Origin of the sequence: Rhizobium sp. CFBP 8752 (assembly GCF_014842035.1) — a bacterium.
GTDB classification, from domain to species: domain Bacteria; phylum Pseudomonadota; class Alphaproteobacteria; order Rhizobiales; family Rhizobiaceae; genus Neorhizobium; species Neorhizobium soli.
On sequence record NZ_JACYUZ010000002.1, the window covers coordinates 618346 to 631174 of the forward strand.

Consider the following 12829-nt stretch of genomic DNA (forward strand, 5'->3'; position numbering starts at 1 on the left):
CTGCGCGGGTTTGAGGAAAAATAATGGGAACGAGCATCAAACTGGCGCTGATGGCGACTGCCATCGCGATGACTTTCACAACCGCGCAGGCGGCAACGCTACGCGTCGGCATGCAGGACGATCCGGATGCGCTGGATCCTGCGACCTCTGGCACCTACGCCGGACGTATCGTATTTTCGGCAATGTGCGACAAGCTCGTCGATATCGACGCCAAGCTCGAGATCGTACCGCAGCTGGCAACCGCCTGGATCTGGAACGCCGAGGGTACGGAGGTGACGTTCACCCTTCGTGACGGCGTCAAATTCCAGGACGGAACACCCTTCGACGCAGCCGCGGTGAAGTTCAATATCGAACGCATGAAGTCCCTGAAGGATTCCAAGCGCAAGGGTGAGCTCTCGCCCGTCGAAACCGTCACCGTTATTGATGCGACCCATGTTTCATTCAAGCTGAAATCGGCCTTCGCCCCGCTTCTCGCCGTCCTGTCCGACCGCGCGGGCATGATGGTGTCTCCGGCGGCTGCCGCGGAAGGCAAGGAATTTTCTGCCAACCCGGTTTGCGCGGGCCCCTTCAAGTTCACGGAACGCCGCGCGCGCGACGTGATCTCACTCGAAAAATTCGACGGCTACTGGAATGCCGCGGCGATCGGTTACGATGACGTCCAGTACCTCTATATTCCGGATTCGACCGTGCGCCTTTCGCGGCTACAGGCCGGTGATCTCGAAATCGCCGAGCGCATCGCGCCGACCGACCTCGGCGCCGTCCGCGGGAACAAGGCGCTGGCGCTCCACACGTCGCCCGGCCTTGCCGTCTCACATCTGATGATCAATGTCGGCAACGGCGAAAAGGGCGGCGCGCTCGGCAAGGAGCCACGGCTTCGCCAGGCACTCGAGCTCTCGATCGACCGCAACGTCATCAACAAGGTTGCCTTCGCCGGCGAGTTCTCTGCCGACAACCAGATGATCCCGCCATCCAGCGTCTTCTATGACAAGGCGCATCCGGCTCCCGCCCGCGACATCGACAAGGCCAAGGCTTTGATTGAAGAAGTCGGCGGCGACGCACCCGTCGTCGAGATCACCTACGAAAACTCGCTCGCCGATGGTCGCGTGGCTCAGATCATCCAGTCAATGGCGGGCGAAGCTGGCTTCCAGATCGAACTGGTTCCGCTCGAAACGGCATCCGCCGTCGAACGCTACCTCGCTGGTAACTTTCAGGCCTATATCGGCAACTGGAGCGGCCGCGCCGATCCGGACCCGACACTGATCTCCTTCTTCGGCAAGGAAGGCAGCCAGAACGTCAACAAGTATAGCAACCCGGAAATGGATAAGGCCCTCGGAGAGGCGCGCTCTACGTCTGACGTCGAAAAACGTAAGGCTCTCTACGGGACGGCGACCGGCATCTACCTCGCCGACCTGCCGACGATTCCGCTTTACCACCCGAACTGGTTCTATGCGGTACGCACCGATGTCGGCGGCATCACGGTTTATCCAGACGGCCTCCTGCGTCTGACCGACGTAAAGCCTGCGAAGTAAGCCCAAGCCCGTCAGGGCATTGTGTAAATCATCCCGCCAGCCGGACCGTGGTGCTGGCGGGACCACACGAGAAAGCTCATGCTCTCCTACGTCCTGCGTCGCCTGGCAATCGCCATACCCACACTTCTGCTCGTCTCGATCCTGGTCTTCAGCCTGCTGAAGTTCCTTCCCGGTGATCCGGCGATCGCGCTGGCCGGTGAGGAACGCGATCCTGCCGTCATCGAGTATCTGCGGCAAAAGTACAGCCTCGATCAGCCGCTATACGTCCAATACGGCAAGTGGCTCGCCGGGATCGTCCAAGGCGATTTCGGCCTATCGATCCGTACTCGGCTTCCGATTGGCGAAATGATTGCGCAAAAGCTGCCGGTCACGATCCAGCTGTCGGTCATGGCGATGATCCTTGCGACCCTTATCGGCATTCCGGCCGGTATCATCGCAGCGCTGAAGCGCGGAACGGCGGCCGATTACGGCGTCAGCATCATAGGCCTTGCCGGGCTTTCAGTGCCAAGCTTCTGGCTCGGCATCATGCTGATCCTGCTTTTTGCCGTCACGCTCGGATGGTTTCCCTCTGGCGGCTACGTCGCCTTCTTCGATAGTCCTCTCGACAATCTGCGCCACACGCTTCTTCCCAGCCTAGTGCTCGGAACTGCTGCTGCGGCCATTGTCATGCGCCATACGAGAAGCGCAATGCTGCAGGTGCTCAAGCAGGACTATGTCCGCACCGCCCGCGCAAAGGGCTTGAAGGAGCGCATCGTCGTCGTGCGGCACGTCCTGCGCAACAGCCTTGTCCCCGTCGTCACGATGAGCACGCTGCACTTGGGCGAACTCCTGTCGGGTGCCGTATTGACCGAACAGGTGTTCGGGATACCGGGCTTTGGCAAGATGATCGTCGATGGTGTTTTCAGCCGCGATTACGCTGTGGTCCAGGCTGTGGTTCTCTGCTCGGCAGCACTCTTCCTGCTGATGAACCTTCTCGCCGATATTGCCTATGTCATTCTAAGCCCGAGGTTGCGCGGATGAACACGTTGAACGCCACGCTTCAGTTACCGAGCACGTCAGGTGCAAGAAAGTCGGTGCTTTCACGGTGCCTGCGCCAGCCCGGCGTGATGATCGGCGGAACGATCATCCTGTTCTTCGTGCTGGTCGCGATTGCAGCGCCTCTGATCGCGCCCTACCAGCCCAATGCGTCCGACTGGATGGCAATCCGGCAGGGGTCGACAGTTGCTCACTGGTTCGGCACGGACGACCTTGGCCGCGATATCCTGACGCGTATCATCTATGGCACGCGGGCTTCACTGCTTGTCGGCATTGTGTCCGTCGCCATCGCCATCGCCATCGGCGTCCCCCTCGGCATGATCGCCGGCTATTTCGGCGGCCTCGTCGACATGGTGATTTCGCGCATTACGGACGCGCTTCTCGCATGCCCCTTTCTGGTGCTGGCGATCGCGTTTGCCGCCTTTCTCGGTGCAAGCCTTGAAAACGCGATGATCGCGATCGGGATATCGGCCATGCCGATTTTTGTGCGCCTGACGCGCGGGCAGGTCATGACGGTCAAGGCCGAAGACTATGTCGACGCCGCCCGCCTGCTGGGAGTGCCGCATAGGAAGATCATGCTGACCTACATCCTGCCGAACGCTATGGCACCGATCATCGTCCAGGCGACGATTACCATGGCAACTGCGGTTCTTGCCGAAGCCAGCCTCGCCTTTCTTGGCCTCGGCCAACGTCCACCGTCTCCATCATGGGGAACCATGCTCGATGTCGCCCGGCAGTTCCTGACGGAGTCACCCTGGATGGCTATCTGGCCGGGTGTCGCGATCATCCTGCTCGTCATGGGCTTCAATCTGTTGGGCGACGGACTGAACGACGCGCTGGATCCGCGACGCGACGACTGATTTGTCACTGAAGGCGCAAAAGCGACTGAAGCTATCAGTGGCGGCGATCGGATAGAAATCCGATTCACTCGAGTTGGGCCTTTTGTAGGTGGACTGGCGAGCGGCCGCTACGGAGCCTGTTCATCGAGGTTGCCGAGGCATTTACCTTGGCAGACATGAAAGGTGCGCAGCAGCCATGCTGCGGTAAAGGTTCGAATGTCAGTGTACCACGGGAACGTAAGAGACGATCGGCGATACTGTGGCGTTGGCAGAATAAGCCTCGACTATTCTGCATCCTCAATACCGTCGTGACCACAAAAGCAACGCCATGCCGCAAGCTGCTGTGAGGGCCCCACCGACGATTTAGGGTCGTGGGTCGATCATGAAACTCTTGGCGGGATAGGGAAAGAAGCCGCTCCTTGGGCCGCCCAGATCAGCCCGGCAACGATCAGCAGTAAGCCGAAACCCAATAACGCTTTTTCAGCCATCGCTGCCCCTTGCCGGCACGGTAGGCAACGCGGTGAATCGATCGGTAAAACTTTGCGTAGCTGTCGTAAAGACTTGTGTCAGACCTTGGGGCTCTGCGCGACTTACCCGGTCTTACTGGTGGTACGATGCAGTAAACTCGGCAGTCTTTTCCGGATTGTGTCGGCTGTGACTGGGCGCGAAGTCGTCACGACCTGATCGGGCCACTGTTGCGCCAGGGGTCAATACGACCCGCAAAGCAAGAGGATCAAAGGCATTAGGATCATCTCTTCGGCAGCCGTGATGGTGCCAAGACACTTCGCCTCCATCTTTCGTCACCGAAAATAGCTCAGAATGTCCGAAGTTTGCTCCACCATAGCCAGAAGCGGCTTGTACGGCAGCCTTCGAAGCATCTGCAGGCGGGCAGGATTCTATAACTTTGGATGTGGTGGCTTGAGCTTAGAGCGGCGGCAGCGTTCAGAACAGTACTTCACGTCGCTCCAGTTCTTGGCCCACTTCAGCCTCCATGCAAAGGGTTTGCCGCATGTCGCACACGTTTTTATCGGCAGATCCGCTTTCTTGACCATTCTCGCCATATGGATCCTTTCCTAGACAATGTGTTTACGAAAATGCGAGCGAACCACTCGCCGCTCAGTTACCGAAGTAGCAATTCCACGAGCCCTACCCTATCTGGGGGTAGCAATCAGCGATTGGAAGCATCCGACTTCCAACTCTTTTCATGTCCGCTCGAGCTATTTCCGTTCACTTTACGTTCCGCCCGTTCTATGACAGGCCGGTTTGCCATGTTTGAGACAGTGGATGATCAACCGATCGACTTTTGAATTTCTAGAGGAAGCCTCCAGTAATCACGGCGCCGAGTGGCTCGACGACAACCGAGCTAGACTTGATTGCGCGCGCCGCGACTTAATTGAATTCACCTTAGCGTTGGCTAATAGCACAGGGTCGATCGACAAGCGCGTAGATGAGGCCAACCGAGATCCCCGCAAATGTTTGAGTACCGCGTCTATCTCGAAAGGCACATGCTGCATCACGTTGCGAGTTTCGCCTTCGAAGAACGCAGCCGCGACATATTTCGTGCAAATCTCTCCGCACAGCTCATACAGCGGAGGCGGAGCGCTGCTACCCCCGCCAAGGCTTGCGCGCGTTTTGCGGCAAACAATCGCAAGCCACACCGGCAAATGGAGAGGGATCGTCGACGGTTCATTATTTCGGACATATTTCCCACATGGTCTGACGGGCGGTCATAATTTGAGCGCCAGCGGGTACGTCAGAAATCACGACGCGCTCGACTTTCTCAATCTCAAAAACTTCGGAGCCTGTCGCAACGTTTCTGACGAGATGCTCGTGTCCTCCAATCTCGTCGAGGAAATAGTAAAATCATTCGCCGCTGCCCGCGCCCTGGTCGATTACATCAATCGGGCAACGACTAAGCTCCCCGAGTCCCGATAACCGGACCGCTCTTGCGCGCACACTTACTGACCCGAAGCTTATAGAGATGCTAAAGTGGGCTCGCGACTATCAGCACGGTCGCGATGTGCTTGAACGGTTTCCTGTCATTGAGCTCGTCTAGGGCGCTAAAAAGCGGCTGCAGACGTCTCGGCATTAGCGATTTTGCTTGCGAGCGCTTATACGGTAGGGACCGGTTCTCTCCCCCATTACGACAGATTTCCAGGAAAGAGTGATCTCTCTTCGCGCAATCAAGGCATCAACCGCTTCATGGACGGCTGGCATGTAGTCACGCCACTCAAGCGGGGCGTTGTGATCATTTGCAAGGCTGCGCGCAACTTCGCTCGGGCACGTCGTCCCATCAGGTCGACTGGCGACAAAACTCAAAATGGTCGATTCCGCATTCGCTCTCATGGCTCGTCCCCATTTAACTGAACTGTCTCGCGGGTCATTTGACAGTTACATTGTCTCAGCAAAGCATCAGACAAGACCACCTCTGCGGGATACACCTCACAGCGGTGGTGGTGGACTGGACGGCTCCGTGTTGAGCTGGGGAGAGATCGACCTCCTTAAGGCAAAGCGATACGAAAACCTCTCACCCCCCTATGGCGACCTTCAGCGCTCCCCTTCAGTCCGATTAACCCGCAGCGGCTTGACAGTGTCTCTGCGGGTTAGTCCGATCAGATAAGACGTAAAGGGTCGGCAGGGTTAGCGCCCTGTCGGCCGCTCCAAAAAACTCCGCCTCACCGCACAAACCGCTCTGAGACCGCCAACATGGTGACGGCTTTACCGGCCTGGGCGAGGAGCCCGTCGAAGGCGGCCCGATCGGCGTCCACGCCGTCCTGGAACGCCGTCAATGTGGGCCACCACAACTGGCGGGCGCCCAGGAACGGTGCGCCGTCGCCGTGCACCTCGGCGCTCGGCCGGTTCACCGCGTGACGCAGCGCGCCGATCCGCAGGCCGAGCTCGGCGTCATCAGCGCCCACCCAGCCAGGATTGCCATCAAGGTGCACGAATTGCAGGAGATGGATGCTGGTCGGCCGCTCCAGCACGTCCCATTGTCGATCAACGTCGGATACGGCACCCATTGGAGGCCGCGAGACGATTACATCCTCCTCGGTGATGAAGAAGATGACATTCGGCAGGTCTTGGAACAACGGCTCGTCGGGGCGGATGTTGTCGACGAACAAGGGCTCGTCGACCAGTGCGGCGGCGTCTTTCGGGGAGTCGAACGACGGCATGGCAACGCCGTCGTACTTGTCCTGACCCGGGCCGAGGCGGTCGGTGTCGAACTGGTGCCCTTGGACGTAGGTGAGCATGCCCGGGATCTGGCGGCCCATGGTGCCGTGCGGGTGACGCCAATGGTCGTGGAAGCGCTGGCGATCGATATCGGGGCGGCGGGGGAGGAGGGCGAAGAAGCGGATCACGGAAGGTTCCTGACTGTGTTATGTCGATTGACTTGGTTAAATTGATTAGCTGGCTGACTTTTCCCGGCTGCGGATGATCTTGCTGTTTGGGATTGACCGAACGCCCTAACTTGATCGGCCCGTCACGTTACTTCACCGACGTTAGACGAAGCAGATCGGTCGAGCAGGCCGACGACGCCTGCCGCCCGCAGCCGGTAGTACGCGGGATGCGCCGGGCCGCGAATCCGTTGGGGGCGAAGCTGTGAATTATCAGCGGCATGACGATCCAGTTCGCTAGCTCCATCGAGCCGATGCGAATGGATCGGAACAGAACGTCGGTTGAAGTCATAGGGGGCCTCCCTCGTTGATTTGCGAGATAGGTATACTTCTGCTACTAAGTTGCAAGAACCCACTTACAGTCGCCTAGGTATCACCAAGGAAACCCCATGCCCGTCTGCCAGTACTTCGATGAGAACTGTCCTAGCCGCTCGCTGTTCGACAATATCGCCGACAAGTGGTCGATGATGGTGCTCAGCGTGCTGGACGCGGGACCTATGCGCTTCAATGGCATCAAGCGGCACCTGGGGGGCGTGACGCAGAAGGCACTGACACAATGCTTGCGGCGGCTGGAACGCAACGGCCTCATTTCCCGCCGGGTCATAGAGACCTCGCCAATTGGGGTTGAATACACCATCACGCCGCTTGGCTGTTCGCTACTCGGCCCTTTTCAGGCACTCCATGCCTGGACCATGGAGCATCTGGATGCGGTGGAGCGGGCGCGCCAAGCGTTCGACGGCCGCGACGCCGCGTAACCGGATGCGCCGCCGAATTGACCTCAACAGCGACGTCCCGGCCTCCAAGGATTGCTGGACTTTGCTGGTCGAAGGTGAACAGGAAATGGGCTGGTCATCGGGGACAGTGAACCGCCGGGTTTGCCGGAGGCTCCAACTTCAGAGAAAGTGGAGCCATCATGACCAATATAAAGAACGAGTTTTCACCTGAAGTCCGTGCGGTTGCCATCCGTATGGTGCTGGACCGCCAGCCGAGCATTCATCACGCTGAGCTGCCGTTTTATCTATAGCGGCCAAGATCGGCTGCTCGCCAGCCACGCTGCACGAGTGGGCGGGCGAGCCGACGGCGAATGCTCGCTTTGTCCTCGATGCATTCAAGCAGGCTCTTCGAGCTCGGCGTGCCGCTCATCGAGGCGCCCTCGTGCATCACTCGGACAGGGGCGTTAAATACACCATGCAGTTGGCAGAAGCTGGCATCAAGCTTTCTATCGAAAGCGTCGACGACAGTTACGACAACGCCCTCACCGAAACGATCAACGGTCTCTACAAGCCGAGGTCATCCATCGGGGCGGGCCTTGGGGGAACTTCGAAGCGGTCGAATTCGTGATCAGTTGGAAAACACGGTTTCAGGCGGCTACAACCGTTCAATCTTGCAGCTTGGATCAGAACCGCTTGTATCGTTGATGGCCTGCTGTCTCCGTCGGTCAAGCATCTGCGATCTGCAACCGAAGTGTTGCAAGCGCTCGTTCGGCCTCAACGATATCCTTCAGTAGAAGCCTCTTGTGACGGTGGTCCAGACCGCCGCCTGCCAACACAGCATCCACAAGCTCAAGGATATCAGCCGCCTCGACCACGACCTTTGTCGCTCCCCTTTGTACGGCTTCGTTGGCAAGGCGATGGTCGACCGGAGGCATTATACGCTCCGCTGCCACGAAGACGCTTCCGTCCAGAAGATAAGACGCCAGTCTCGGGTCCGGTAACACTCTGATCAGAGCCTGGATCTCATCGGCGGAAAAAGGGCTGCGCGCAATCAGCCGGGAGTGAAGCGAGGCGTAGCTCATCCCCAAGGCGGCCGACGCTTCCTCAACCGACATCTGCTTCTCCACCACGAGAAGCGTGTAAACGATGTGGGCAAAATCTTCGCCGCGGTTCATGAGGTCCCTCCTGAGTGTTGGATCGTCACACAGAGACCCTGTTGCTGCAAGGCCGTCAAAACGGCGCCCGCGTTTTGATCGCCGGAGCCGGTGTAGGATTCTATCTGCGCCAAGGCCGGCGTGACCCCCGTCGGCTGGGATGGTCCTGTGAAGTACCGTGCCGATCACATCATCATGGAATGACAATGCTTTTCTGGATCATCATGTCCGTCACAGTCTTGGTGACAACCGTAGCGGCCGTTGTCCTCGGCATATCGCTTGCCGAAACAGGAAGACTTCACTTCGTTGCCTTTGTAGTTCTCTGGGCCGTCATCGGAGTTTTCATCCCCATGTGGCTGATCATCCGTCACGGACGAAAATGACGACATGGCACCACCGGTCGCTCTTCTCCGCCAGTCAATCAACCAGGGGCGGGAGCGATGCTCTTAGCGTCGAGAGTAATCACCGCCGCAACGGTAAACGCCGCGATGGTGGCAAACAGGAATGCGCCGACGAAAATAGCGATCGCTTTCAGCGCGCTGACGCCAAGGTCGTGCCTGAACCAGCGGACCTGCGCCTGCGCGTACCAGATAGTGGCAACCGCCATTGCGACGACGCCGGCGAGATTTCCCTGCTCCTGCGGCATGCTGAAGAAATCGAAGCCCAGCACGAGAAGGAAGGCAAAGGGTGCCGCGACATAGCACTGGCTGAAGAAGGGCGGGCGGAGCGAATTGCGGGTGATCCTGACCCTCTTTGATCGCAGCAGCGTCACCGCCATGCAGAGCGGAAAGATACCGAAGATCACCCCTCTTGCGATCAGAAGATTGGAGCCCGAGCCGAGCTCGCGGGCAGCTTCCGTCGGATCGTAGACCGATGGCAGTGCTCCAGACAGCGCCTGCGAGAGAAGCAGCGTAATGAGCAGGAACAGGGGCGGACTAAGCGTGTCCTGATACTGTTCTTCCGGCTCGTCGGCGAGTTCGATGTCTGCGTAGCGCATCATGCTGAGTGGCCTGACGACGGCACGCCACATGGTAACGGGATAAAAGACCAACCACGACACCAGCTCGTAGAGAAGCTCTTCGAGCGACTTCAGCAGTTTCATGAAGTCCACGTGCCAGTCCTTCCCGTTGATGCCTGCGTGTGGTTGGACCCTCTTACCAGTGTCGGCGCCAGACGTCACTGTGCAGAGCCCGTCTTTGCGCACAGGCGTTGTAGCTGCCACAATGAAGGACGTGGCCGAACAGGCTTCCCATGTCGTTTCGGCTAATGTAGGTTTTTGAAATAGACACCGTGAGGTCGTCGCATGAACCCGAGCAACTTCGTCAAGGTGCCAAGCCGTGCCAGAGATGTTGCTCGTAGATCGAACGGGAGGAGCCAGTCGATGAAGATGATGAAAAGCCTGATATTCGGGGTCGCCATGATGGCAGCCGTGCCCTCCGTCGCCGACGAGATGCGGCGCGAGACAGTTCGTTTTGCTACGGGATCCTCGAGCTCGACCATCAAATCGTCGGTCAAAGGCTACCAGACGGTTCAGTACGCGCTGTCGGTTACGGCCGGCCAGAAGATGAGCGTCCAGCTCGATTCCCGCAATACAAGCCTCTACTTCAATGTGACCGCTCCGGGCGCCGATGCGGCGATGTACAACAGCTCGATCGATGGAAACGGCACCAGCATCACGATCCCGTCGAGCGGCAAGTACCTCATCGACGTCTATCTGATGCGCAATGCCGCAAGGCGCAATGAGACCGCGAGTTACGATCTCACGCTCTACGTCGAGTAGTCATCCGAACCGCGTGCGACACGGTCGTCCGGAAATGTCGAGGTTCGAAGGGTGATTTCAACCGATCGCGATTTCCCGTTCTACAACGGCAAGCCCGTCGAAATCGATGGACCGGGCTGGCTCCTTGTCATTGTATCGTTGGCGAGCGCTCTGCTTGTGCTCACCCTCGTTCCCCTTCGCACCTTCCCCTACAATCTCATTCCGGCGCTGCTGTTCGTCGCAGTCCCCGTGTTGGCGCTTCGCAAGGTAGCCGGGCCACACTGGAACTGCCTGTTCCGTCCTGTCGGATTTCGATCCGTGGGGCTGATGGTGCTGTTCGGGGTTGCTACGCTGCTGGGATCCATGGCGATGGGCTTGGTCCTGCAACAGTTTTTCGAACTTTACTCCAATCCCGTCGCGGATGCGATCGCCGCGATGTCGGCAACCCAGGTGAGTGCCACGCTTCTCGTGACCGGCATCCAGTTGGTAGGGGAAGAGCTTTTCGGAATACTGCCTTTCCTCGCTGTATTGTGGCTGTGCGTGCAGCGTTTGCACCTGTCACGAAGGTTGGGGATCGTTATCGCCGTTGTCATTTCGTCTCTGCTCTTCGGCGCGGCGCATCTGCCGACCTATGACTGGCACTTTGCACAGTCTCTCATAGGCATCGGTTTTGCCCGCCTGATACTCACGCTCGCCTATATCGTCACGAGAAATCTCTGGGTCTCCGCGGGCGCCCATATCATCAACGACTGGACTGGCTTTGTCTTCATGTTGGAGTTCGGCCACGTGCCGATCAACGCAGTGGAGTGAATCTCGAAGGCCGGTCGCCATCGAAAAATCCAACTCATGGCCTTCGTGCCGCAACGTTCGAACGAAAGGACTTGGAATGCGTCTCGTAGCGAAATCTCTCATTGGAATAGTCCTGCTGTCGGCCCTCCCCGCGTCTGCAAACGACGTTCATCAGACGAAGTGCAAGGGCAACAGCGGAGCATGCATCCAGGAAGCCCAGCGCGTCTGCGGTGGTGAATACCACGTTCTTTTCAGTGAAAGCCACGCCGGAGGGCTCCTCGGCGACAGCGTTCCAGGACCGGTGACCTGGTACTCCATGAGCTACGAATGTCCGAACTCCCGTGGCGACAAGCCGGACTTCCCGTTCCGCGGCAACACGTATTCACCGCCGCCGGAACGCGATATCGAAACGAAGTCGCGGCAGAGGGTCTCCATCGGAAGCATGGGTAAATTCTGCCAGGGAGAGGCATCAGCCACGTTCGGCCGCAGGCCTCAGGAAATCCTTACTCTCCCGGTGGAGCGCACGGGGGGCGGGTTCACTGTCTACGGCCAGTTCCCACCCGAGGGATCGCGGGTCACCACGTTCGAGTGTCGCTTCGATTCGTCCGGTGCATTCAGACGCGTTGTTCGCGATTAGTTACATGTACCTGATCTTGCGAAACCTATTGAAAGACAACCCTAGCCACGTAGTAGTCCGGCCTCACAATCTCATATCTGGAGTTTCGGCGGACTACTTGGACCCCTTAAGCTGACGGTGCGATTGATTCATGCCGCTTTACGACCGTTACCTGCCACTGCGAACTTTCGCCAGGAATGTTTAGAGCCAGGACCGTTGAGCACGGACACATGAAGAAGCAGAGATTTAAAGAGGAGCAGATTATCGGTGTTGTGCGAGAGCAGCAGGCCGGCGCGGAGGCGGCTGATCTCTGCGGGATTCACGAGATTTCCGAGGCGATATTCTAACTTTGCCGGGATCACCGCAATCGGCTGAAAAACTACGCGATGTGGAAGCTTCGCGCCTCCGGCGGTTGATGTCACCGAGCCAGTTGGCATATCGAAAATTGCCGTGGCTCTCATCGAAGCCAGATGAATGTTGAGTGGAAGGTTAGCGGCGCCGACCATCCATGGCCGCCTCGCGGCCATTCTGGCGGCGCAAGAAGCGTGGCGAGATGTCTCACGGGAACTACGCAGTGAACAATCGGCGGAGTTTGGCCGTAAGAGTTCCGCTGGCGAATTCAAGTCATTGGCGGACAGGACAAAATTCCTGTGCGGCTGCGAAGCCTTGCTGGCCGAGCGTGAGCAGGAGTGGATGCTGTTACAAGTATGTTTGGTTGCGGGGGCAGGATTTGAACCTGCGGCCTTCAGGTTATGAGCCTGACGAGCTACCGGGCTGCTCCACCCCGCGCCAAGCGAATTTGGCTTTGCCAAATTTCGCGATGCGTCACGGCTTTGCCGTGATGCGTAGTTCCGGAGCAAATCCTTTAGGATTTGTCTCCTGTGAGGGACGCACCGGCTACAGACCGAACGTCCCGTAATTGCTTCAACGCCACCAACGACAAAAGGCCGCTTTGGGAGCGGCCCTTGGTTTGGCCAGGGGCCGGTTTGTTATGTGTGAG

At 58.4% G+C, this 12829-nt stretch carries 14 protein-coding genes, 1 tRNA gene and 2 pseudogenes; 10 read left to right on the plus strand and 7 right to left on the minus strand.

Annotated elements, in window-relative coordinates; all coding sequences use genetic code 11:
* The first annotated feature begins 23 nt into the window (after nucleotides 1–23).
* The 3 genes from IFT59_RS15960 (at nucleotide 24) to IFT59_RS15970 (ending at nucleotide 3424) form a co-directional block, all read left to right on the plus strand.
* Nucleotides 24–1529, plus strand: a complete 1506-nt coding sequence (locus IFT59_RS15960) for an ABC transporter substrate-binding protein (RefSeq protein ID WP_192087485.1) — start codon at nucleotides 24–26, stop codon at nucleotides 1527–1529.
* 78 nt (nucleotides 1530–1607) lie between these two features.
* On the plus strand, nucleotides 1608–2549 hold the full coding sequence (locus IFT59_RS15965) for an ABC transporter permease (RefSeq protein ID WP_062459243.1): 942 nt from the start codon (nucleotides 1608–1610) through the stop codon (nucleotides 2547–2549).
* A complete protein-coding gene (locus IFT59_RS15970; RefSeq protein ID WP_062459246.1) occupies nucleotides 2546–3424 on the plus strand; it encodes an ABC transporter permease in 879 nt (292 codons plus the stop codon). The genes IFT59_RS15965 and IFT59_RS15970 overlap by 4 nt, the downstream gene beginning before the upstream one ends.
* 875 nt (nucleotides 3425–4299) lie before the next feature.
* On the opposite strand, the gene IFT59_RS15975 is transcribed toward IFT59_RS15970, so the two are convergent.
* The gene (locus IFT59_RS15975; protein WP_113111302.1) at nucleotides 4300–4464 is read right to left on the minus strand and encodes a DUF2256 domain-containing protein; all 165 of its coding nucleotides are present in this window, start codon (nucleotides 4462–4464) and stop codon (nucleotides 4300–4302) included.
* A 223-nt stretch (nucleotides 4465–4687) separates the two neighbouring features.
* Here IFT59_RS15975 and IFT59_RS15980 point away from each other — a divergent pair, with 223 nt between their 5' ends.
* Nucleotides 4688–5338, plus strand: a complete 651-nt coding sequence (locus IFT59_RS15980; RefSeq protein WP_192087486.1) for a DUF2461 family protein — start codon at nucleotides 4688–4690, stop codon at nucleotides 5336–5338.
* 153 nt (nucleotides 5339–5491) lie between these two features.
* Here IFT59_RS15980 and IFT59_RS23445 read toward each other — a convergent pair whose 3' ends face one another.
* The 3 genes from IFT59_RS23445 to IFT59_RS15995 all read right to left on the minus strand — a co-directional run bounded on the left by IFT59_RS23445 (nucleotide 5492) and on the right by IFT59_RS15995 (nucleotide 7090).
* Nucleotides 5492–5749 carry a DUF3253 domain-containing protein gene (locus tag IFT59_RS23445; RefSeq protein ID WP_082476394.1) on the minus strand — a complete coding sequence of 86 codons (258 nt, stop codon included), beginning with the start codon at nucleotides 5747–5749 and terminating at the stop codon, nucleotides 5492–5494.
* Nucleotides 5750–6078: 329 nt separating this feature from the next.
* Nucleotides 6079–6762 (minus strand): EthD family reductase, encoded by a 684-nt coding sequence (locus tag IFT59_RS15990; protein ID WP_192087487.1) that lies wholly within the window; start codon nucleotides 6760–6762, stop codon nucleotides 6079–6081.
* Nucleotides 6763–6889: 127 nt separating this feature from the next.
* Entirely contained in the window at nucleotides 6890–7090 is a 201-nt protein-coding gene (locus IFT59_RS15995) for a hypothetical protein (RefSeq protein WP_192087488.1), read from the minus strand.
* A 97-nt stretch (nucleotides 7091–7187) separates the two neighbouring features.
* Here IFT59_RS15995 and IFT59_RS16000 point away from each other — a divergent pair, with 97 nt between their 5' ends.
* Together IFT59_RS16000 and IFT59_RS16005 are read left to right on the plus strand one after the other, a co-directional pair.
* A complete protein-coding gene (locus IFT59_RS16000) occupies nucleotides 7188–7553 on the plus strand; it encodes a winged helix-turn-helix transcriptional regulator (RefSeq protein ID WP_192087489.1) in 366 nt (121 codons plus the stop codon).
* Between the two features lie 307 nt (nucleotides 7554–7860).
* A pseudogene (locus tag IFT59_RS16005) lies at nucleotides 7861–8147 on the plus strand (IS3 family transposase); the annotation flags it as partial.
* A gap of 89 nt (nucleotides 8148–8236) precedes the next feature.
* Here IFT59_RS16005 and IFT59_RS16010 read toward each other — a convergent pair.
* Together IFT59_RS16010 and IFT59_RS16015 are read right to left on the minus strand one after the other, a co-directional pair.
* Nucleotides 8237–8686 (minus strand): phage regulatory CII family protein, encoded by a 450-nt coding sequence (locus IFT59_RS16010; protein WP_192087490.1) that lies wholly within the window; start codon nucleotides 8684–8686, stop codon nucleotides 8237–8239.
* Nucleotides 8687–9086: 400 nt separating this feature from the next.
* Nucleotides 9087–9776, minus strand: a complete 690-nt coding sequence (locus tag IFT59_RS16015; RefSeq protein ID WP_192087491.1) for a permease — start codon at nucleotides 9774–9776, stop codon at nucleotides 9087–9089.
* 270 nt (nucleotides 9777–10046) lie between these two features.
* Here IFT59_RS16015 and IFT59_RS16020 point away from each other — a divergent pair, with 270 nt between their 5' ends.
* The 4 genes and pseudogenes from IFT59_RS16020 to IFT59_RS16035 form a co-directional block, all read left to right on the plus strand.
* Entirely contained in the window at nucleotides 10047–10445 is a 399-nt protein-coding gene (locus tag IFT59_RS16020; protein WP_062460147.1) for a hypothetical protein, read from the plus strand.
* Between the two features lie 51 nt (nucleotides 10446–10496).
* Entirely contained in the window at nucleotides 10497–11234 is a 738-nt protein-coding gene (locus tag IFT59_RS23370) for a CPBP family glutamic-type intramembrane protease (RefSeq protein ID WP_197978127.1), read from the plus strand.
* 76 nt (nucleotides 11235–11310) lie between these two features.
* Nucleotides 11311–11850 carry a hypothetical protein gene (locus tag IFT59_RS16030; RefSeq protein WP_192087492.1) on the plus strand — a complete coding sequence of 180 codons (540 nt, stop codon included), beginning with the start codon at nucleotides 11311–11313 and terminating at the stop codon, nucleotides 11848–11850.
* A 209-nt stretch (nucleotides 11851–12059) separates the two neighbouring features.
* Nucleotides 12060–12173 (plus strand): annotated as a pseudogene (locus IFT59_RS16035) (transposase); the annotation flags it as partial.
* Between the two features lie 368 nt (nucleotides 12174–12541).
* Here IFT59_RS16035 and IFT59_RS16040 read toward each other — a convergent pair.
* Nucleotides 12542–12618, minus strand: a tRNA-Met gene (locus IFT59_RS16040).
* Between the last annotated feature and the right edge of the window lie 211 nt (nucleotides 12619–12829).

Bases quoted from the DNA above. Each gene is read 5' to 3' on its own strand.
- IFT59_RS15960 (WP_192087485.1), top strand. From the start codon at position 24: ATGGGAACGAGCATCAAACTGGCGCTGATGGCGACTGCCATCGCGATG.
- IFT59_RS15965 (WP_062459243.1), top strand. From the start codon at position 1,608: ATGCTCTCCTACGTCCTGCGTCGCCTGGCAATCGCCATACCCACACTT.
- IFT59_RS15970 (WP_062459246.1), top strand. From the start codon at position 2,546: ATGAACACGTTGAACGCCACGCTTCAGTTACCGAGCACGTCAGGTGCA.
- IFT59_RS15975 (WP_113111302.1), bottom strand. From the start codon at position 4,464: ATGGCGAGAATGGTCAAGAAAGCGGATCTGCCGATAAAAACGTGTGCG.
- IFT59_RS15980 (WP_192087486.1), top strand. From the start codon at position 4,688: ATGATCAACCGATCGACTTTTGAATTTCTAGAGGAAGCCTCCAGTAAT.
- IFT59_RS23445 (WP_082476394.1), bottom strand. From the start codon at position 5,749: ATGAGAGCGAATGCGGAATCGACCATTTTGAGTTTTGTCGCCAGTCGA.
- IFT59_RS15995 (WP_192087488.1), bottom strand. From the start codon at position 7,090: ATGACTTCAACCGACGTTCTGTTCCGATCCATTCGCATCGGCTCGATG.
- IFT59_RS16000 (WP_192087489.1), top strand. From the start codon at position 7,188: ATGCCCGTCTGCCAGTACTTCGATGAGAACTGTCCTAGCCGCTCGCTG.
- IFT59_RS16010 (WP_192087490.1), bottom strand. From the start codon at position 8,686: ATGAACCGCGGCGAAGATTTTGCCCACATCGTTTACACGCTTCTCGTG.
- IFT59_RS16020 (WP_062460147.1), top strand. From the start codon at position 10,047: ATGAAGATGATGAAAAGCCTGATATTCGGGGTCGCCATGATGGCAGCC.
- IFT59_RS16030 (WP_192087492.1), top strand. From the start codon at position 11,311: ATGCGTCTCGTAGCGAAATCTCTCATTGGAATAGTCCTGCTGTCGGCC.